Genomic DNA, 20783 nt, shown 5'->3' with positions numbered 1-20783 from the left:
GGCTAGTCCGCAGCGTTGGGCAGGTGCTTCACACGTGCCGAGATCTCTTCGTGGCGCCCGTGAACCATCGGCCGTTGTTGCGGGTTGCCCAGGTATCCACAGGTGCGCTTCACCACGTCGCATGTGCGCGGATCGTCGTTGCCGCAGGAGGGGCATGCGAAGCCTCGCGCGGTGGGGTCAAAGTCGCCGGTGAATCCGCAGGCGTAGCAGCGGTCGATGGGTGTGTTGGTGCCTAGGTAGCCGATGCGGTCGTACGCGTAGTCCCACACGGCTTCGAGGGCTTTGGGGTTGGTGCGGAGCACGGGGTATTCGACGTAGTGGATGAAGCCCCCGGCGGCATATTGCGGGTACGGCGCTTCGAAGTCGAGCTTCTCGAAGGGCGTGGGGTTCTTGCGCACGTCGTAGTGGAACGAGTTCGTGTAGTAATCCTTGTCGGTGATGTCTGGGACGGCGCCAAAGCGCTCGCGGTCGAGGCGGCAGAACCTGTCGGTCAGTGACTCCGATGGTGTGGAGTACACCGAGTAGTGGTAGCCGGATTCCGCCTTCCATGCGGCTGCTGCTTCTGCCATGCGGCGCAAGACGGTCAGTGTCAGGTCCTTGGCTTCTGGGTTGTCTTCCCAGGCGCCGCCATAGAACGCGGCGGCCACTTCGTACAGCCCGATGTATCCCATGGAGATGGTGGCGCGGCCGTCGCGGAAGAGGTCGTCGACGTTGTCTTCTACTGCGAGGCGTCGGCCGAAGGCGCCGTGGACGTAGAGGATTGGTGCGTTCGCTGGTACTGCTTCCTTGCATCGTTCGATGCGGAATTTGAGGGCGTCGTGGATGGTTTCGAGGCGCTGGTCAAAGAGTGTCCAGAACGTGTCGAGTGAGCCGTCGGATTCGAGGGCAATGCGAGGCAGATTCAAGGTCACGACGCCGAGGTTCATGCGCCCGTTGACCACGTCGTTGCCGTCAGGGTCGGTCCATCCTTGGAGGAAGGAGCGGCAGCCCATGGGGGCCTTGAAGGATCCGGTGAGTTCGACGATGCGGTCGTAGTTGAGCACGTCGGGGTACATACGTTCGGTGGCGCACTGGACTGCAAGTTCTTTGATGTCGTAGTTCGGGTCTTCTGGGGTGAGGTTGACGCCCCGGCGCAGGGTGAAGAGCAGCTTGGGGAAGATGGCGGTGCGGCCTTCTTTGCCGAGACCGCGTCGGCGTATGGCGAGGATGGCTCGTTGCACTTCGCGTTCGAGCCATGTGGTGCCGAGCCCAAAACCTACGGACGTGAAGGGCGTTTGGCCGTTCGAGGTGAAGAGCGTGTTGATCTCGTATTCGAGGGACTGCATCGCATCGTAGATGTCCTTGATGGTCCGCTCGCGGGCGTAGTCCTCGTGGGTGTCTGTGTCGCGGATCCATTCGCGAGCCTCGTCGAGGTGCTTGTCGTAGTTCAGTTGCGCATAGGGCGCGAGCACTTCGTCGATGCGGTTGACGGTGCAGCCGCCGTATTGGCTGGAGGACACGTTGGCGATGATCTGCGAGATTTGCGCGGTCGCGGTTTGGATTGACCTTGGTGGCTCGATTTCTGCGTTGCCCATGCGGAAGCCGTGCGAGAGCATTTCGGGCACGTCGATGAGGCAGCAGTTGGTCATGGGGGAGTACGGCTGGTAGTCCAGGTCGTGAAAGTGGATGTCGCCTTTGGTGTGGGCGTTGGCGACGTGTGGGGGTAGCAGGCGCAGTCCGATGGCTTTGCCGACCATTCCGGCGGTGAGGTCGCGCTGGGTGTTGAAGACGTCGGCGTCCTTGTTGGCGTTTTCGTTGACGACGGCGGAGTCTTTGTCGAGCAGGGTCGTGATGGTGTGGTTGAGGTCGGTGGCTTTTGCGCGGGCAAAGTCGCGCTGGACGCGGTAGTCGATGTAGGTGCGTGCGACGTCGTATTCGCCGGCTTCGAGGAGTTCGTGCTCGACGGTGGACTGGATCTCGTAGATCTTGACTGCCCCGGAGTGGCTTGCTTTGAGCTCGGAGACAATACGGGCGGTGAGAGGGCCGATGCCGTGGTGGTCTGCCGCGGCTGCCTCACCGTGAACGGCGGAGAAAGCTCTGCGGAGCGCTTCCGTGATGCGTGCGGGTTCGAAGTCGAGGACACGTCCATCGCGTTTGACGACTTGGAGAACGTCGCCTGTGGGCGTGGAGTCGAGTGTCGCGGACGTGGGTGTGGTGGTGTCGATGTCGGTGATGCTCATGGGGTCCCCTCCGGCTGTGCTGGCGTCGTTGCCGGGAGCCGATGCCGAGGTCGCTCTCGCACGAGCGACTACTACATCTAGTGGTTCCGGCTGGAATCGACACTAGATGTAGTTGCCGTGAGGATGTGGGCCTAAAGTCCCACATGGGGTCAGTGACGCGGGTCGCGCAGTGGGGAAGGGGGCTCGCTTGTTGCCGCTAGCGGCGCTGCGGCCAAGGTTCCAACTGAACGCGGGCGCCCAAGAGTGGGTCAATCATCGCTCCCGTGGCACTCATGACCGCGTCCGCGCCGAGCCCCGCCAACGTGTGAGCGTCGCCGACGTTCATCACGCCGCCTACACCAATGATCGAATACTCAGCCCCAGCATCGTCCCTGTTCCGAGCCAATCGCGTCACCATCTCTCGGGCGGCCCATGCAATAGCTGCGCCGCACACGCCCGCGACCTCCCTGCCAGGACCGGGCAGTGCGGGCGTCCCGCGCTTGTTCACCAAGCGGGCCGGCAGTGTGTTGATCGCGGCGTACGCCTGAACAATCCCAGCCGTCGCAGAAACCAGGCGTTCCAGGTCGTGGTCATCCATGTAGGCAATCTTGAGAATGAGCGGCGTGTCGCCCACAGCCTCCTTGACCGCGGCCGCAATGCGTGCGGCAAGAGGCACGTCAAAGCACAACAGATTGCCCGTGCCCTCATTCGGGCAGGAGAGATTCATCTCCAATATTGGCGCGCCAGTCTCGATAACCAGTCGGGCCGCAGCCACCCAGTCCGCAATGTAGGACTCGTCTGGATCTGCGGCCGTCGCTGTGACCCGCGTCCCTTGAAAGGACCCAATGAGCACCTGTCCAGGCCCCGCCGATGCCACTGCTCGCGCCATGTCTGGCTGCCATTCGTCCGGATCGCGGGAGGGCACACCAAAGGAGTTGGAGATCGACGTCGCGGTGCTCAAGCGTGAGTCGGCGAGAACAGGCTCTGTAGAGCGCGCGGGCAGGTCTCCATCCACGCGCACCGCCAGTGTGTGAGGGAAGCGGTGTGGGCGACGGAGGCTGGTGCGCACGGTCTTGTAGATGGGAAGGTCAAAGCCATGCTCAAACGCCGCAGCGCAGAACGTTCCATTGACGAGCGGCCCTGCGGGAATCCCAAAGGGCCGATTGACGGGGTGTCCAAGAAACTGGTGATCGCGTCGCGTGTCGTGAGCGATGGGTGGTACTGAAGCGAACGCCCCAAACGGACCATGCTCGAGGTTGTCCTCGTAGGTCGCCAAAGGGTCGTAAAACCACGTCACGGTCGCACCCTATGCGGATGCGACCGTGACCAGGTAGGACTTTGGGGCCGGAACTAGCCCCTGGGATGCATGCGCTCACTATTGAAACTTACCTATGGACAGTTTGTCTGCTGAGACCTAATGTGTGATTCACGATCGCGCAAGAGGGTGTGGTTGTTGAAATAGGGGGTTGGGCTTGTGAAGTCACGAGTGTCCGGGAATGCGTCGCTCCTCGTTGTCCTGCTCGTCGCGGGCGGGTACGGCCGATGATCTGGTGGAGCCTCATCCTCGCGTTCTCGACGGCGGCCCTTGCGGTTTCCGTTATTCAGCTCACAGGATCCGACCCGTGGTCCACGCGCCCCACTGCATTCACCTATGGAGCACTTGTTGCATTTGGCATTTGCCTGTTGATCGCCGCAGGTTGGGCACCTGAACGCTCACTACTCGTGAGTGCCGTTGCCGTGGGCTTTTGGGTCGGCTTGGCAGGGGCGTCGCTCGTGCACTTGGTGCGCAAGAAGTCCTGACGGCATTGCACATCCGTTGTGCGCTGTATAACCGGTCACGGTCGCACCCCATGCGGATGCGACCGTGACCGGGTAGGACTTTGGGGCCGGAACTAGCCCTCGATGACGTCGCCGTCGGGGTGCACGAACTTTCCGCGCTTGACGAGGACGTCGGACGACATCTCTTCGAGTTCCATGCCTTTTGTTTCCGGCACTCGGAAGAACACGAAGAACAGCGACAGCAACGCCATGCTGGCGTAGAAGCCGTAGGCGAACGTGAGCCCGATTCCCGCGAAGATGGGGAACGTCATCGTGATGGCCCAGTTGGCGAGCCACTGAGCGGCTGCGGCCACTGCGAGCGCAGTGGCACGAATGCGGTTGGGGAACATCTCACCCAACAGGACCCAGACCACTGGGCCCCATGTGGCGCCAAAGAACACCACGAAGGCGTTGGCACCGATCAGTGCGGTGAGTGCCCAGTTGTCGCTAAGAATCGCGTTGCCCTCGCTGTCCAGGGTTCCCGTCGAGAACGCGAACGCCATGAGCCCGAGGGAGAAGGTCATGCCCACGGAACCGATGAGCAACAGCAATCGACGGCCGATCTTGTCGACCAGCATGATCGCAATGATGGTGACGATGATGTTGGTCACCGACGTGATCGTTGAGGTGGTGAACGCTTCGCTCTCGTCAAAGCCCACGGACTGCCACAGCGTGGTCGAGTAGTAGAAGATGACGTTGATGCCCACGAACTGTTGGAAGACGGACAGCAGGATTCCCGTCCAGACAATCGGTTTGAGGCCGAGGGTGCTGCCCTTCAGGTCTGCAAGGGATCGCTTGGAATCCTCGCCGAGGGTGACCTTGATGTCGTGGATCTTCGTGTCGACATCGGAGGTTCCTGTGAAGGAACGCAGCACGACAGCGGCTTCGTCGAGCCGGCCCTTGCCGACGAGGTAGCGCGGGGATTCTGGCAGTCGCAGCGCAGCGAGCCCGTAGATGACCGCGGGGATGGCCGCCATGAGGAACATCCAGCGCCATGCGTCCAGACCGAGCCACCACTCATTGGCAGCGCCGTCCGCGCCCGTGGCGATCATCTCGTCGCTGAGCAGAGCGGCGAAGATACCGAGGACGATGGCCATCTGCTGCAGTGAGCCGAGCCGGCCACGGAAGGCGGATGGCGCAACCTCCGCAATATACGCCGGGGCAATCACCGAGGCGGCACCAATAGCCAAGCCTCCGACGATGCGCCACAGCGTGAGATCAAGTACTCCAAAGGCAAATGCCGAGCCAAACGCAGACAGGAAGAACAGCATCGCTGAAATCACCATCACACGGATGCGCCCGTACTTATCTGCAATGGTGCCGGCAAACCATGCACCCACCGCACAGCCCAAGAGCGCAGAAGCGACAACGAAGCCGGTGACAGCGTCGTTCAGTGCAAATTCTTCAGAAATAGCGTCGACGGCACCATTGATGACGGACGAGTCGAAACCGAAGAGAAATCCACCCAGCGCGGCGCCGATGGAGATCGCAATGACCTTTCCATTCAACTTGGCAGGTGGAGCGGTGGCGCCTTCATTGGCGGTAGTCATGCGTACTCCTTATGGTGCGCTAGCCGGGGTGCTGCGTTCATCATCCACACACTATCGATGGATGAGGGATATTTCTGTGCGAACTGCGGAGGCAAGATTTCCCTGGGGGGATACGTGAATGTCTTCAAGCCCAAGCCACGCGCGCATGCGCTCAATGTCCTTAGCCGCACCCGCAGCGATGTGTGCGTCAGAAAGCGCCGGGGCGCTTGGACTTGGACGCTCCTCACGCCATGACGCACGCACGTCGAGAACTCTGGATGTGCGGTCAGCTTTGAGGTCAAAGCGCCCCGCCATTTGGTCACCAACGAGCAGGGGCAAACAGTAATAGCCGTGCTGGCGTTTGGCAGCCGGAGTGTAGATCTCGATGCGGTATTCCATACCGAACATGCGCTCCAAGCGCGGCCTAAACCAGCACACCGGGTCAAAGGGACTGAGCAGTGCTGTGCCGGTGGCCCGGCCAGGATCAGAGGCGCCACTTGCCATGAGCGTCGGCTCGAGCCAGCCTTCGACCGTGACCCACTGCGCAAGTCCACGTTCCACAGCTGAGGCCGCCCACGCCTGAGCGCCAGCCACGCCATCTCTCGCTTGATACGGCAGGCGGTAGTGGTCGCACAGATCCTTCAAGGCGCCGATGCCGCATGCGCTGATCGCGCGATCGAACAAGAGTTGTTGGCCCACATTCGCGGATAGCCCCCAGTCGCCTTCGTCGGCTGGCGGGAGACCCCAGGCACGCTGTGTCGAATCGTAGGTCCGCGCAAAATGTGGTCCGCGAGAGGCTGCCACGCGACCAGTAATGAAGAGGTACTCGAGGGCGCTCTTCACATGGCTGGCATCCCACCAGGGGCCTTTCGCGCGCTCGCGAGGCGCCATGTGGTCAAGGTCCTTCGCGATGACAGGGCCCGACTCCTCCACGGCGGCCTGCACGGAGTCGATGAGGCCAGGGCGTTCTGCCTCGAGGCGCTGGCCCGTGCGGTCTTTCCACGAGCTGCGGGACTGCATGCGCCAATGCATCGCGGGCAGTAGGTCTCGCGGCATGACGGAAGCTTCGTGCCCCCAATGCTCAAACGCCTCAGTTGCGTGGCCCGCATGGTGACCCCATAACGCTTCCTCTGCCATCCCTAGGTCATACGAGCCAAGTCGCGAAAACAGGGGCATGTAGTGGGCCCTGGTCAGCACGTTGACGCTGTCGAGTTGGAGGATCCCTTGGCGCTCGAGGTACGCCTGAACGGCGGAAGGGCCGACGCTGCCTCGGGGTCGTGCACGGGACAGCCCTTGGGCATGGAGGAAGACGCGACGAGCTTCTCTGGGACTGAGGTCGACGGTCACGATGTCACCCTAAGGGTGACGTCCGACACCTGCTGGACGCTCTCCCGCGAGACTGTAGCGACAGGCGAGAACGCCGCTCTCGAAGAGCCAGCATCGGCCGATTTCACTTCCACCCCAAACTCCGTGTACCCTAGTCCGGCTGGCCCCGATAGCTCAGTCGGTAGAGCGTTTCCATGGTAAGGAAAAGGTCCAGGGTTCGATTCCCTGTCGGGGCTCCAAGGATGAGTCGCCGTCGGTCTTGCGAAAGACCGGCGGCTGTCCCATTCTCGCGGCGGGGTAGCTCAGTTGGTTAGAGCACACGACTCATAATCGTGGGGTCGCGGGTTCAAGTCCCGCCCTCGCTACGACGCAGGAAGTCTTCCTGCAACCGCGCCTTCTGGGCGTGTCATCACAAGGCTGGGAGAGACCCATGGCAAAGAACGACGTACGCCCGAAGATCACGCTGGCTTGCACCGAGTGCAAGGACCGCAACTACATCACGCGCAAGAACCGTCGCAACAACCCCGACCGCGTGGAGCTCTCCAAGTTCTGCCGCAAGTGCGGAAAGCACACTGCGCACCGTGAGACGCGCTAAGACTCTCTAGTCTCGACGAAGGCCCGCTGCCGATTGGTAGCGGGCCTTCGTGTTCCCCAGCACTGGCTTTGCCCGGCGCCTTGTCGTCTCCACGGAGCCTGAGCTACGAGCCCGTCTGCACGGTGTGCCCGTATCGCTTCCCGCTCTTTGCGCTATCGTCATCCTTGATTAGAGGGGGAGATCTTGGGCAACGAATTGGTCATCGATGGCGGCATGCTCGTCGAGGCGGGTAACGGAATGAAAAATGCGGCCGCGGAATTTAGCGCACCGCAACAGTCTTTGAGCGCGTGTGGAGCAACGGCGGTCGCGCAGAGTGCTCGTGACTCGGAACGGGTCGCGGCGCTCGCGATGTTGCATCTTGGTGGGGAGACACATGACGCCGCGACCACGTTGACGAGCGTGGGCGCACTTTTCGAAAGTGTGGACACCACTTTGGGTGTGGAAGTGGCACGCTGATGGCGCTGTGGAGTGAGGAAGACCCCGGCGTGGGTGACATGAGTGTGGTTTCGACGTTTGCTGCGGAGCAAGACCGGCGTGCCAGGAGACTTGAAACTGCGATCTCGGGGATCACGAGTATCAATGGGACCGTGACCGCAGGCGCAACTGGTGCCGCGGTGGACGCGTGGGCCTCACGAGTGAGCGACTTCGAGCCCAAGTTCCGCAGGACTATCGCTTGGCTTGATGCGCGGAAGCTAGCAGCCGATGTTTATGCAGAGACGGTTGACTCGATCGCGACGCGAACATCGGAAGTCCGGCAACGAATTGCGAGTTTGAGTTACGCCTATCGTCAGGTGCAAGCACAGCCGATCCCAGAGGGTGCGATGGACGCGCGGTTGGCAGAGTTGGATGCGCAGACGTCCTACGAAAGGTCAATCCTTCGCGGTTTAGCGGACGAACGGGCCAGCGCCGACAGCACCTTTCAAGCCGCGCTTGACAGTTCACTTGACGTCGAGGGCGTCCTTTCGTGGGACGTAGCCAAGGCAATCTATGGGGCTGGGGCTCTGACAGGTACCTATGGGGCTTTTCGCACGCGTCAACAAGCGGTGACTACTGAGGTGAAGGATCTGGTTGGTGAGGCCGTATCGGGCAAAATTTCGGAGCAAGACCGTGCGCGCTTGATCGGCCTGTTGGAATCGTTGGAGAGCGATCCTGAGCTCGCGAGCCAGGTGTGGCTTGAGGTGGGTGGCGAGAAGGCTCGCGATCTCGTCTGGGCGTTGGCTGACGACTTGGACTCCAACGATCTTGGTGCGGAGGCTGTTCCAGTGGCGGCTTTGTTGGCGGTCCGTGCCTCGATAGGCAGTGGAAGTGCACTTTGGACTCCCGCGGACGCCGGGAGGTTCGCCGACGATTTCATGCCTGATGAGGGTCTCGTCATTTTGCATGGTACAGGGCTCGACGCTCTTGACTTCTTGTTCGCGGCGCCAGACGAGGCTCCGATGAGTGCCACGCTGGCAACCGCTTTCGCCACGCGATTGGACCTTATCGAGCGTGGGCTGCCCCGCGGTGATCAACAGGCAGGGCTGCGTGTGTCTTCGGCGCTTCAACCCGAGTTGTACGCCCTTTCTCGCAGTTCGCACGATCCTCATGACGAAAGGGCACAAGTCTTCGACCCGATGGCTCAGATCTTCACGACAATGTCGAATGATCCTGGGCTGTCGTTGCAATGGCTCACCGACACCACGGTCGACCCGCTCAACGACGGCATGACGCTGGGGGATAGCCGCATAGCGCACTATTACGGGACGCGGGAGTGGATTGACGATGGCTGGGCTGGTGCGGCAAGTGCATGGGAGAGCGCGATGCTTACACCAGGCGGGTTCCATGAAGGAAGCACTGCCGGCGATGTCTACGATGCGCAGGTTTACCTTACGGAAGAGGTGGTCGCCGCTCTAGGCAGCAGAGAAGGCGCTGAGTTTGCTCCGGAGGGGCTTTCCGATAGGGGCGCAGAGAGCATGGCGACTTCGCTCAACGTTGCACTTCCTTGGCTCATGGAGACCACCATCGCTGGGCGCGGCCTAGATGACGGCGGCGGTGCGTACTTCTTAGGCGTCGGAGACCAGACCGTGATGCCCGTGACTGACTCGGGTGACCTTGCGCGGTTGTGGGGGACTGTTGGTGGCAATGACGCTGGACTCGTGGCGCTGTCGAATGCAGTGGGGAATCACCAGATTCAGGTGTTGCAAGCCGCATCGCTGAGCGACGTGACCGGTGTGAAGTGGGAGACGGCGTTCAACGACTACGTGGAACTGGAGGCCTTCCATCTTGGGTCTATCGGCGGCGTCGAAGAGTTGCAGGCGCGCATCAATGACGAACTTGTCGCTGATGGAGTGAATGGAGCCGGTGCTGTGGTCGGACTTATCCCGATTCCAATGAGTGAGAAGATCCCTGAGGGGATGGCATGGGGATTCGACCAGCTCACGGGGATGCTGCAAAGTGGCGTCGAGGACGGTGTGGTGGCGACGTGGGGCAACGAACTTGAGAGCGCGAGTGCAAAAACCAACGCCGCGATCGGTGCTGGTTACGTGGCGATGGATTCACGGCTCGATGCATTCCTCAGTGACTCGCTCATAGGAGTTTCTGACGACATGACTCACGCTGAGGTCTCCGACTTCAAATCCGCCTTGCTCGATGACTACATGGACCAGTATGTGAGTGCGTTGGAGTACGTAGACAGACCGGAACTTGCAGAGGCATTTCGACGGGAAGTCGCTGGAGGGTCCTAGCGAGTACCGGACTCGTGACCCGAGGCGCGCACTTAGCAGTCGCTGTGACCGGTGACGAAGTATGCGCCGGGAGGGAAACGTGGTGGTGCTTCTCCCTTTGTCGTCTGCCCCGTGCAGGCCATTGACAGCAGTGGTTCTCAGCGCCAGTAGGCTGTCATCGCGCAACGCCCGTGGGTCAACCCGTGTGCCGCGCACCCTGATGGCCAACACTCTTGGGAACTCAGCGCCCATGAACTACTGAGGAGATCGCATGACCGCGCCCGCGCGCACCGGCTTTGCCGGCAAAATCGATACCTACTTCGACGTCACCGCCCGGGGATCATCCTTCGGGCAGGAGATTCGGGGAGGTCTGACCACCTTCTTCACGATGGCCTACATCGTGGTCCTTAACCCGCTCATCATCGGCACGGTCGCCGATGGTGAGGGCAACTTCCTGGGCGGCGGCTCCGAGCCCAATCTCGCGCTAGTCGCCGCAGCCACCGCGCTGGTTGCGGGCCTGTTGTCCATCCTCATGGGCGTGTGGGCGCGCTTCCCGCTCGCCATGGCCGCTGGCCTGGGCATCAACGCCTTCCTCGCCTACTCGATCGCCTCGCGCGAAGGCATGTCGTGGCCGGAGGCCATGGGCTTCGTGGTCATCGAGGGCATCATCATCTTCGTCCTGGTGCTGACAAACTTCCGCAAGGCGGTCTTCGCCGCGGTCCCGACGTTCCTCAAGCAGGCGATCGCCGTCGGCATTGGCCTCTTCCTCGCCTTCATCGGCCTTTACGACGCAGGCATTGTCACCACCGGCGCAGGCACCCCCACCCAATTCGGCAACGGTGGCTACATCTCCACCTGGCCCATGGTCGTATTCGTTATTGGCCTGTTCATCGCGATCGTGCTGATGGCCAAGAAGGTCCGCGGCGCGCTCTTGCTGTCGATCGTTGCCGCCACCGTGATCGCGGTCATTGTCGAGGCCGTGGCCGGCCTGGGTGCCAAGAGCACCGACAACCCAGACGGCTGGGCTCTCGTCGTGCCGGCCATCCCCGACTCGGTGGTCTCCGCACCTGACTTTTCGCTCGTGGGCCAGGTCGACCTCTTCGGCGGTTTCACGTCGCTGCCTCTCCTGACGGCGCTGCTGATGATCTTCTCGCTGCTTATCACCGACTTCTTCGACACCATGGGAACCATGACGGCCGTGGGCTCCGAGGCCGGCCTCAACGACAAGGACGGCAACCCTCCGCGCACCCAGCAGATCCTGCTCGTCGACTCGGTCGGCGCCGCCGCCGGTGGTCTGGGTTCGGTCAGCTCGAACACGTCGTACATCGAGTCGGCCGCCGGTGTGGGCGATGGCGCGCGCACCGGTCTGGCCTCCGTGGTGACGGGTGTCGCGTTCCTGCTGTCGACGTTCCTGACGCCGCTCTACGCGTTGGTGCCGTTCGAGGCCGCCACACCCGTCCTCGTCGTGGTCGGATTTCTCATGGTCGCCCAGGTCGCGGGCATCGATTGGAAGGACTACCGGATCGCTATCCCGGCTTTCTTGACCTTCATCATCATGCCGTTCGGGTACTCGATCTCCGCGGGAATTGGTGTGGGGTTCATTTCCTACGTGGTGCTGCAGGTCTTCACTGGTGGCGCCAGGAAGGTGCATCCACTGATGTGGGGAGCGGCGGGAGCGTTTGTGCTGTACTTCGCGCTTGGCCCAATCCTCAGCGCCTTGGGCTAACAACCCCTCCCTCTTCTTCCCGCTAAATGGCTCCATTTCGCTGTCTAGGCATGCCAAAACAGCGAAATGGAGCCATTTGGCGAAGGGGTGGCGGGTGAGGCCGGCGACCAAAGCGGCGAGTTCGCTAGGCTGGCCATGTGCCAGTAAACGCAGATGCCGTGGGCCGCTCGTACGGCCCCTTTGAACCGTACGAGGTGACCCGGGTCAAGATCCGTGAGTTCGCCGATGCCGTTGACGCCTACTCAGGCGCCTACCGCGATGTCGCGGTCGCGCAGGCCGAGGGGTACGCCGACCTCGTCGCACCCACCACGTTTGCCGTGGTGATCGCCCAAAAGGCAGAATTCCATGTCGTCACCGACCCCGAGGTGGGCGTCGACTTCTCCATGGTCGTCCATGGTGAAGAACGCTTCACACACGTGCGGCCACTCGTTGCAGGTGACGTGATCTCCACGACTGTCCACATCGACTCCATCAAGCAACGCGCAGGAATCTCGATGGTCACCACGCGATCCGAGCTCGTCGATGCCGACGGTGCCCCCGTCTCCACCGTGTATTCGACCCTGGCTGTGAGAGAGGCCTGATGACCGAGTCAACGAGCCCAAGTTTCGACGGCCTCGAAAAGGGCCAGACCGTTGCAGAGCGTGAGGTGGCGATCACACGTGACACCCTCGTCCGCTACGCCGGCGCATCCGGGGACTTCAACCCCATCCACTACAACGACATCATTGCCGAAGAAGTGGGCCTTCCCGGCGTTATTGCGCACGGCATGCTCACCATGGGCATCGGCGCTTCTGTGGTCGAAGAGTGGGCTGGAGCCGGCAACGTCTCCGACTATCAGGTGCGCTTTACCCGCCCGATTCCCGTGCCCAACCCCGGTGCTGCTTCTGTGGCCGTGGTGGCGCGCATCGGCGCTCTCGACGAGGAACGACGCACTGCTCGAGTCGACCTCACCGTCGAGTTCGAAGGTGCCAAGGTCTTGGGCAAAGCCCAAGCAATCGTCGACTGCGAGTAACCGAAACCGGGCTCGGCCCGGAATGCCACTAGCGTTCCGGGTTGACCGGACCGGACGTGGACCCTACCTGGAACTCCAAAGGTGTTTTCGCATCGGCTGGTGTCTGGCCGTCGAGGAATTCGCGCACCAAACGGGCCATCGCGTGACCCTTGGCCACACCGTCCTGGGAAACAGTCGTGAGCTGATGGGGTGCAAGCCACGGGAAGTCGAGCCCATCAAAACCAACGATGGAGACGTCGTGAGGGACAGCAAGGTCCAGTTCCCGCGCTGCCAGGATCGCGCCAGCGGCAAGGACGTCAGACTGAACCACGAGCGCTGTGGGCTTGGATTCATGCGTCAGGGCGATGTGCCCCGCAGCGATACCTTCCGCAACCATTGACTCGCGAGTCTCCACGACAACGCACGGCTCAACACCTGCCTGCGCGAAGGCACGGAGGCGATTGTGCATCGGTGCCCACGCTGACTCAGGGTCGTAGTCGTTGGCACGCAACTCGGTTGCCGTGCCAGGACCATGCGGAAGAGTGATGGTGCCGATCCGTTCGTGCCCCAAGTCCCGCAAGTGTTGAATGAGTTCCACCGTCGCGGGACCATCGTCGATGCTGACCGCAGCGCCGCCCTTGGGTGCCTCCGCATCCATCACTACAGTCGGAATGGAGCGCTTGCGCAGAATCTCCAACGCGGGCTCGTCGTGGTCACGCACACGCAACAACACGGCCGCATCCATCGGTGCCGACTCCAACAACGACGTCTCGCTCTCGTTGCCGCTAGGCGATGGAATGAGAAGGACACCGAGGCCCATCTCGCCGAGATCCGAGATCAGGCCATCCATGACGTTCAAGACGAGCGGCGCTCGGAACGCAAGCGACAGTTGATCGTGAACGACAAGTCCCACCACATGAGAGCGGCCAGAACGGAGCGCACGGGCTTGAGCGGAGGGGCCGCTGTAGTTCAGCTCCTCGGCGGCGTTCATCACTTTCGCCTTCATGTCAGGAGAAATGGGGCCAGCGCCGGAGTAAGCCAACGACACGGTCGACAATGACACCTTCGCACGGGATGCTACGTCAGCCATTGTTGGGCGTCGCTTGCCGGCCACTGTGTCTCCTTTGCCCATGGCACGCGTTTACCATGGAGTGATTCCCTCTTCATGCGCATCGTATCGCGCCCGCGAACGCAGGTTGTCTACCGTTCGTGTGGGAATCCCATCTCTTTCTTGAGGACCCTATGTCTAGCCGCTTGACCTTCACCCCGACCGCGACTCCCGATGCTTCTCGGGTACGCATTGCGCGGTTCTCCGTACTGGGGCTGTTTGCGTTGATGGGCTTCTCTATGGCGACGCTGATGGCGCGGTTGCCGTCGGTTAGCGACGCCCTCGACACCAGTACCGGTGAGTTGGCGACGCTTGTGATGTTCGGCGCTTTTGGTGCGCTCGCGGGCCTGTTGGTTACGGGGTGGGCCGTAGCCCGTTTTGGCACGCGCCTGGTTTTGACCTGGGCGAACGTGGGCGTGCTGGTGGCGTACTTGACGATCGTCATGTCCGTCGAGATGCCGTCACGGTGGCTGTTCGCACTCGGTTACTTTTGCATGAGTTTCTCTTACTCGTTCATCAACGTGGGTATGAACGCCGAGGCGGCTGTCATTGAGCGGCACATGGGCCGTGCAGTCATGAGCCAGTTTCACGCGGCATTCTCGGTGGGACTCGCAGTGGGCTTGGCGATTGGTGCCGCTGCGTCGCAACTGGGGATTGCGCCGGCATGGCACTTTGTTGGTGCCGCGATCTTCATGACCATAGCCCGCATCCTCATCATCCCCGCGGCCACGATTGATGGCACCGCGAACGAGGACACCCGTGCTGCGAGCATTGGTGGCCCGTTCGCCACAGCCAAGAAGGAGTACCGCAACAAGCACGTCCTCCTCCTTGGCTTGCTGATAACTGCGGCGTCGATGACGGAAATGACTGCCGGGCAGTGGCTTGCGCTCAGCATCGTTCAAGACTTCGGGGGCACCGAGGCGATTGGCGCAGTGGTGTATTGGGTCTTTGTGGTGGCCATGGTCACGGTGCGTTGGTGGGGCGCGCCCATCATCGCGAAGTTCGGTCGCGTCGTGGTGTTGCGGGTGTCCGCTTCGAGCGTCATCATCGGCCTGCTGATCTTTGCCCTGACTCCCGTGCCGTGGCTCGTCGCGGTAGCCGTGGCGCTGTGGGGCGTGGGCGCCGCGCTGGGTGTCCCGATCCTCATCTCAGCGGCTGCAGATGACCCTACTCACGCTGCAGCGCGCGTTGCTGCGATCACGTCGTTCTCGACGGTCGCCGGTCTGCTGGTACCGCAGATCGTGGGTCAGTTGGGCGAGTTCTTCCCACTGCGCGAGGCACTGCTGGTGGTCGCCGTCTCATCGACCATCACGTTGATCTTTGCTCAGGGAGTGCGCGGCGAGGGCAACATTCGGTTGCCTGGACGTCGTAAGTCGACTGTGTCCGCTGAGGCAGCCACGCTTGCAGCGGATACCGGCGTGAGCCCGGCCCAGGCACGCAAGAACGCTCCGGACCAGTCCAACGGTGACCATTGAGGTGCGGGCGTGTGAAGCGGGATCGGCCGGTGCCGCGCGCTCGCGCACTACGCTTGACGCATGACTGTTGACCTAGCGGATCTCACCACGTTGCGCGTCGGCGGACCCGCCCGCACATTCGTTGACGTCAGCACCGAGAGTGAACTCATCGACGCTGTCCGTGAGGCCGATGCCGCTGCTACGCCCGTACTGATGCTCGGCGGGGGCTCCAATGTGCTGGTCGGGGACGCGGGATTTGACGGCACCGTCATCCGTGACACTCGGCAGGACGTGACCGTCCAAGACGACGGTATGTGCGGTGGAATCAGCGCCACCGCCACGGCGGGCCTTCCCTGGGATGCGTTTGTCGAGCAAGCCTGTACAGAAGGTTGGGTGGGCGTGGAGGCGCTCTCGGGGATTCCCGGTTCTACCGGCGCGACCCCGGTTCAGAATGTGGGTGCCTACGGAGCCGAGGTAGCGGACACCGTTGCCACGGTACGAGTGTGGGACCGGAACGAGTCCAAGGTCAGGTCGCTGCCGCAGATCGCCTGTGGCTTCAGCTACCGCGACTCGCTCCTCAAGAAGTCCATGCGGGGTGAGGCCCCTGATGGCGCCTTGTGGCGTCCGAGTCCCCGGTACATCGTCCTTGATGTGACGTTTCATATGCGTGCGGGCACCCTCTCGGCCCCCATCCGGTATGGCCAACTCGCTGCTGCCCTCGACGTCCCTGAAGGTGACCGCGCTCCACTGGGTGACGTCCGTCGCGCAGTCATTGAGGTGCGTTCACGCAAGGGCATGGTGCTCGATAGCGGCGATCATGACACGTGGAGTGCGGGCTCGTTCTTCACGAACCCGATCCTGTCGGTGGACGATGCCGCCCGGCTACCGGAGGCCGCACCTCGGTTCCCGGCCACGGGGGAGCGCGTCAAGACCTCCGCGGCATGGCTGATCGAGCAGGCGGGCTTTGGACGGGGGTACTCGGTGACGGCCGATGCCCCAGCCTCGCTGTCCACAAAGCACACCTTGGCATTGACGAACCGGGGAAGTGCCCGTGCAGAGGATGTGGTGCAGTTGGCGCGCGCGGTACGTGCAGGCGTCGAGGCTCAGTTCGGTGTCACCCTGGTGCCTGAACCTGTGTGCGTGGGTGTGGACATCTAACGAGCGGGTTGCCGCAGGATGGTGCGAAGTCTCTCGGGCGCTGTCTTTCGGAAGTCGCTCAAGTAAATCTCGTGATGTTTGCCGCTCAAGGTGAGGCCGTCATCGGCAATCCGAGCGTGAAGAGCTTCGATGACCGGCCCCTCGTCGGAAAATGGCCCAATGTGGAGCGTCTGTGCAGCAGTGCCTTCCTGGAGAACCTCAACCCGCACGCGTTCGAGCTGAGGTGGGGCCAGCTTGCGCGCAGCCTTGGCCCGCCCCTCCTCCACGGTCTCGCTCCCGATCCAGTCGGGGAGCATCAGGAGCACTGTCGACTTCCACTGTGACGGGTCGCGCTCAGACGTAAACACTGCCATGTCATCTGCCCACCACAAGGCCTCAAGCGGCGGCACCACGTAGTCACGCCCGTGCGCCTTCGACACAAACTTGATGGCATAGGCCAGCGGGTAGAGGGCCTCGATGGCGCTCGCGAACGAATCCTCGCCCGGTGCCCCGGTGGCATCCGCCGCCAGGTAGCGCACGGCCGGGACTTCGATCACGTCAATGCGGCCGCGACGGGCAGCGAAACGGGGCAGGGTCTTCTTGAGGTCAACCTTCGTGACCCGATCCGTGTGGGGCTGAACCTCGCTCACCAGTGCAGTGTGCCACGCACCAGCCGCTCGTGCCTGCTGGAACGCAACAACCCCCGCCCCTGGAGTCAGGGACGGGGGTTGAAGAGCGGTCGCGGCTTAGCCGTCGGCGGCGATCGCCTGGAGGATGTCCAGACGCGAGGCACGCCACGCAGGCCAGATCGCGGCGAGCACACCCGCAATGGCGGCCATCACCGTGTACACGATCAGCCATACCCACGGCAGTGTGACTCCGTCGAAGCCAAAGTCGGACAACGACAGCACCAGTGCGGAACCGAGCGCCACACCCAGGATCATTCCCAGAACTGTGCCGAACAATGCCATGACCATCGATTCCACCGTGATCATGCGCCACACCGCACGGCGCTTGAGTCCCACCGCACGCAGCAGGCCGATCTCGCGAGTCCGCTCGGTGACGGACAGCAGCAGCGTGTTGGCGACACCCAGGAGTGCAATCACCAGTGCGGAGCCCAGCAGTGCCGAGATCACACCCAGCAGCAGGTCGATGAAGGTGTTGGCCAACTGCTCCAACTGTCCGGGCTGAGCGAGGGCAATGAGCGGGTAGTCCTCCGCGAGGGCTTCCTGCACCAGTGCCGTCTGTTCGGAAACCGTCGTCGCATCGTCCGCGTTTTCTGCGTCATCGGCCACAATGTCGTCGTCGTACACCAGCATCGTCTGAGCAATCGGGACGTCCCCAAAGAGCTCTTCGCCGGTGGCGAAGTCAACCCAGAAGTTGCCCTGTCCGCTGTTGTCGATGGTGCCGGTGACTTCCACCGTCACGTCGCCTTCGGGGCCTTCGAGGGTGATGTCGTCACCCACGTCAACGCCGGACTCCACGATCGCGGGGTCCACATAAACTTCCCCGCTGCCGAGGTCGTCGATGCTTGGGTCGCTCGGGTACTCGAATACGTCGCTTGCCGTCTCGGGGTCAATGATCGCGACGGAACGCTGCATGCCGTCGTAGCCAGCCTCGCTGAAGCCCAGCGAACTGGAGAACGCCACACCGTCGACACTTTCCATGAGGTCGATCGCTTCGGGAGCGATCGGGCCTTGAGTGGACAGTGCGAAGGCATCGGCCCGGTTGGACGCGAACTCGTCGGTGACGACTGTCTTGAGCGACTCCGTGAATGTTGCCACAAGGGCCAGCAGCATCACACCGATCATCAGTGCCGCTGCAGTATTGGAACTGCGGCGCGGCTCGCGCTGAATGTTGTTCGCGGCCAACTTGCCGTCGACACGGAACCACTTGGTCAGCATCGGCCGCATTGCGCCTGCCAGTGGCGAGAGCAACTGTGCGGAGAACAGGGTGGCGCCGATGACGAGGGTCACCGCACCTGCACCCACCCAGATGTACGGACGCTCAAAGTCGCCGTACAGGCCAATGGTGATGAGTCCAGCGCCCACGAGGAACATGGCGGCACCCACGATGTTGCGTACCTTAAGGCTCTTCTTGCCACTGGTCGCGGACTCTCGGAGCGCTTCCATCGGAGCGATGCGCGAGGCATGAATCGCTGGCATGAATGCCGCAATCAATGTCACGAGCGTGCCGAGGCCATAGCTCCACAGCACTGCATCAAGCGGCAGCGTCAGGGTTCCAAAGATGTCTCCCGCAGTGAGGCTCACCACTCCGGCGAAGCCCAATGCCAGCAGATATCCGAGGATGATGCCGAGGGTGGACGCCAGCAACGCAATCACTAGCGCTTCCAGGAGGATCATCTTCCGGATCTGGGATCCGGTGACACCGATGGCGCGCATGAGGCCAAACTCACGGGTGCGTTGGGTGACGATGATGCGGAAGGTGTTGACGATGATGTAGGCGCCGACGAACAGTGCGATGAGGCCGAAGGCGATGGCGAAGATGTCGACGTACTGGAGGATTTCGTCCAGTGCCTCGGTCTCTTCGGCGGCCTTGTCTTCACCAGTGATGGCGCGGGTGCCTTCGGGAAGGACCTCGTCAATGGCGGTCACGGTCTGGTCGAGGTCGGCACCTTCTTCAGCGATGACTCCCACGGATGAGTAGTTGGGGTCATCGGCGAGTGTGTGTGCGTCGTCGGCGGTCAGGAACGCCAGGGTTGCGCCCTGCAGGTTGTTGCTGTCGCCGAACCGGATGGTGCCTACGAGTTCAAAGGTGGCGACACCAGTGCCTGTGGCGACCGTGACATCGTCGCCGATGCTGTAGCCAAGGGCTGGTGCGGAGTCGAGGTCGAGAACGATCTCGCCGTTGTTTTCGACACCCCGCCCGTCGATGACGGTTGCTTGGTCGACTGCTTCTTCGCCAGACCAGTTGAAGATTTGGCTGGGTGCGCCGCCACCGCCAAAGGGATCACTGTCGGATCCGTCGGCATAGTCGGCTGGCAGTACTTCGCCCGGAACCTGGATTCCACCGATGGCTTTGTCGACGCCGTCGACGTCGGCGATAGCGTCGATGTCTTCGGGCGTGAAGATTCCTTCGGCTGCGGCAAAGGGGTCACCGCCGGACTCTTCCGCGTTGGGGGCGGCTTCGACGATGATGTCGGTGCCACCGTAGATGTCTCCGAAGAGGTCGTTAAATCCGGAGGACAGTGAGTTCGTAAAGACTTGTGTTGCGGCCACCAGCGACACACCAAGCGCGACCGCGATGGCGGTCAGAATGAGGCGCTTGGGGTTGTGGCGAACCGACTTGACTGCGAGGCGGAACATTAGTGACCCATCTGCTTCATGCGGTCGAGGACCTTGTCGGCGGTGGGCTCACGCATTTCGTCGACGATCTGGCCGTCTTCGAGGAACAGGATCCGGTCCGCGTAGGCGGCGGCTGTCGGGTCGTGAGTCACCATGACGATGGTCTGTCCGAAGTCCTTGACGGCGCTCTGCATGAAGGACAGCAGTTCGGAGCCGGACTTGGAGTCGAGGTTTCCTGAGGGCTCGTCAGCGAAGATGATCTCGGGGCGAGCGACGAGCGCACGTGCCACGGCCACACGCTGCTGCTGACCGCCGGAGAGCTCGGCGGGCAGGTGCGTCAGGCGTTCCTTAAGTCCCAGGATGCCGATGATCTCGTCGAACCAGGCCGGGTCAACGTCGGTTCCGGAGATGTCCAGCGGCAGGGTGATGTTTTCCTTGGCCGTCAGGGACGGGATCAGGTTGAAGGACTGGAACACGAAGCCGATGTACTTGCGGCGCACCTCAGTGATTTGTGCCTCGTTGAGCGAGGTGATGGTGGTGTCGGCAATGGTCGATTCACCCGAGGACAGCCGGTCCAGACCTGCGAGGGTGTGCAACAGGGTCGACTTGCCGGATCCGGAGGGCCCCATGATGGCAGTGAACTCGCTGCGTGCAATGTCGACGTTGACACCATCGAGTGCGCGGACTGCGGCTTCGCCGTGCCCATAGTCCTTGTACCCAAGCCGCATCGAAGCGGCGAGCTCGGGAGTGTCTGTGATGGTCATGGTGATGCCTTTCGCGCGGTCGTGGTGGCGTAGGTGAACGGGAATGATTGTGTCAAAGAGGGACGATGCCTGGGTATCGTCCGTGAGGATGGTTGTGGTGGGGCTCTGATCAGGGTGGTCGGCTCAGGGT

Annotated in this window: 17 protein-coding genes and 2 tRNA genes; 11 read left to right on the top strand and 8 right to left on the bottom strand. The window is 62.2% G+C overall.

Translation table 11 applies throughout. The annotated features are described in order from the left end of the window. Positions 1-2 precede the first annotated feature (2 nt). Positions 3-2219 carry an anaerobic ribonucleoside-triphosphate reductase gene (nrdD, locus tag AOP79_RS02285; protein WP_082093283.1) on the bottom strand — a complete coding sequence of 739 codons (2217 nt, stop codon included), beginning with the start codon at positions 2217-2219 and terminating at the stop codon, positions 3-5. Between the two features lie 196 nt (positions 2220-2415). Further along, positions 2416-3495: a tRNA-dihydrouridine synthase gene (locus tag AOP79_RS02280; RefSeq protein WP_062070030.1), complete on the bottom strand. Its 1080-nt coding sequence runs from the start codon at positions 3493-3495 to the stop codon at positions 2416-2418. 245 nt (positions 3496-3740) lie between these two features. Between AOP79_RS02280 and AOP79_RS02275 the strand changes: the two genes are divergently transcribed. Continuing rightward, entirely contained in the window at positions 3741-3998 is a 258-nt protein-coding gene (locus tag AOP79_RS02275; protein WP_062070028.1) for a hypothetical protein, read from the top strand. Between the two features lie 92 nt (positions 3999-4090). On the opposite strand, the gene AOP79_RS02270 is transcribed toward AOP79_RS02275, so the two are convergent. Both AOP79_RS02270 and AOP79_RS02265 read right to left on the bottom strand, forming a co-directional pair. Next, the gene (locus AOP79_RS02270) at positions 4091-5566 is read right to left on the bottom strand and encodes a sugar porter family MFS transporter (RefSeq protein WP_062070026.1); all 1476 of its coding nucleotides are present in this window, start codon (positions 5564-5566) and stop codon (positions 4091-4093) included. 51 nt (positions 5567-5617) lie between these two features. Beyond that, positions 5618-6892: a winged helix-turn-helix domain-containing protein gene (locus AOP79_RS02265; protein ID WP_062070024.1), complete on the bottom strand. Its 1275-nt coding sequence runs from the start codon at positions 6890-6892 to the stop codon at positions 5618-5620. A gap of 142 nt (positions 6893-7034) precedes the next feature. Here AOP79_RS02265 and AOP79_RS02260 point away from each other — a divergent pair. The 8 genes from AOP79_RS02260 to AOP79_RS02225 all read left to right on the top strand — a co-directional run bounded on the left by AOP79_RS02260 (position 7035) and on the right by AOP79_RS02225 (position 12906). Then, positions 7035-7110 (top strand) — tRNA-Thr (locus AOP79_RS02260). Positions 7111-7162: 52 nt separating this feature from the next. After that, positions 7163-7236, top strand: a tRNA-Met gene (locus tag AOP79_RS02255). A gap of 65 nt (positions 7237-7301) precedes the next feature. After that, positions 7302-7466: a 50S ribosomal protein L33 gene (gene rpmG, locus AOP79_RS02250; RefSeq protein ID WP_042213233.1), complete on the top strand. Its 165-nt coding sequence runs from the start codon at positions 7302-7304 to the stop codon at positions 7464-7466. 183 nt (positions 7467-7649) lie between these two features. Next, positions 7650-7922 carry a hypothetical protein gene (locus tag AOP79_RS02245; RefSeq protein ID WP_062070022.1) on the top strand — a complete coding sequence of 91 codons (273 nt, stop codon included), beginning with the start codon at positions 7650-7652 and terminating at the stop codon, positions 7920-7922. After that, positions 7922-10189: a DUF6571 family protein gene (locus tag AOP79_RS02240; RefSeq protein WP_062070020.1), complete on the top strand. Its 2268-nt coding sequence runs from the start codon at positions 7922-7924 to the stop codon at positions 10187-10189. Before AOP79_RS02245 ends, AOP79_RS02240 begins: the two co-directional genes overlap by 1 nt. Before the next feature lie 250 nt (positions 10190-10439). Further along, positions 10440-11894 carry an NCS2 family permease gene (locus AOP79_RS02235; RefSeq protein WP_062070018.1) on the top strand — a complete coding sequence of 485 codons (1455 nt, stop codon included), beginning with the start codon at positions 10440-10442 and terminating at the stop codon, positions 11892-11894. Between the two features lie 137 nt (positions 11895-12031). After that, positions 12032-12475 (top strand): FAS1-like dehydratase domain-containing protein, encoded by a 444-nt coding sequence (locus AOP79_RS02230; RefSeq protein ID WP_062070016.1) that lies wholly within the window; start codon positions 12032-12034, stop codon positions 12473-12475. After that, positions 12475-12906: a MaoC family dehydratase gene (locus AOP79_RS02225; protein WP_062070014.1), complete on the top strand. Its 432-nt coding sequence runs from the start codon at positions 12475-12477 to the stop codon at positions 12904-12906. Before AOP79_RS02230 ends, AOP79_RS02225 begins: the two co-directional genes overlap by 1 nt. Before the next feature lie 28 nt (positions 12907-12934). On the opposite strand, the gene AOP79_RS02220 is transcribed toward AOP79_RS02225, so the two are convergent. After that, positions 12935-13975 (bottom strand): LacI family DNA-binding transcriptional regulator, encoded by a 1041-nt coding sequence (locus AOP79_RS02220; protein WP_062070012.1) that lies wholly within the window; start codon positions 13973-13975, stop codon positions 12935-12937. Positions 13976-14127: 152 nt separating this feature from the next. Here AOP79_RS02220 and AOP79_RS02215 point away from each other — a divergent pair, with 152 nt between their 5' ends. Both AOP79_RS02215 and AOP79_RS02210 read left to right on the top strand, forming a co-directional pair. Continuing rightward, on the top strand, positions 14128-15468 hold the full coding sequence (locus AOP79_RS02215) for an MFS transporter (RefSeq protein ID WP_062070010.1): 1341 nt from the start codon (positions 14128-14130) through the stop codon (positions 15466-15468). Between the two features lie 60 nt (positions 15469-15528). Continuing rightward, positions 15529-16605: a UDP-N-acetylmuramate dehydrogenase gene (locus tag AOP79_RS02210; RefSeq protein WP_062070009.1), complete on the top strand. Its 1077-nt coding sequence runs from the start codon at positions 15529-15531 to the stop codon at positions 16603-16605. Here the strand turns inward: AOP79_RS02210 and AOP79_RS02205 are convergent. The 3 genes from AOP79_RS02205 to AOP79_RS02195 form a co-directional block, all read right to left on the bottom strand. Beyond that, positions 16602-17234, bottom strand: coding sequence for a GyrI-like domain-containing protein (locus tag AOP79_RS02205; protein WP_062070007.1), 633 nt, complete (start codon positions 17232-17234; stop codon positions 16602-16604). The two genes, AOP79_RS02210 and AOP79_RS02205, sit on opposite strands and share 4 nt — an antisense overlap. A gap of 96 nt (positions 17235-17330) precedes the next feature. Further along, positions 17331-19910: an ABC transporter permease gene (locus tag AOP79_RS02200; RefSeq protein ID WP_062070005.1), complete on the bottom strand. Its 2580-nt coding sequence runs from the start codon at positions 19908-19910 to the stop codon at positions 17331-17333. Continuing rightward, positions 19910-20653 carry an ABC transporter ATP-binding protein gene (locus AOP79_RS02195; RefSeq protein ID WP_062070003.1) on the bottom strand — a complete coding sequence of 248 codons (744 nt, stop codon included), beginning with the start codon at positions 20651-20653 and terminating at the stop codon, positions 19910-19912. The genes AOP79_RS02200 and AOP79_RS02195 overlap by 1 nt, the downstream gene beginning before the upstream one ends. Between the last annotated feature and the right edge of the window lie 130 nt (positions 20654-20783).

It is taken from the genome of Demequina sediminicola (genome assembly GCF_000975055.1).
GTDB lineage: Bacteria > Actinomycetota > Actinomycetes > Actinomycetales > Demequinaceae > Demequina > Demequina sediminicola.
This window is presented reverse-complemented; position numbering and strand designations above follow the sequence as displayed.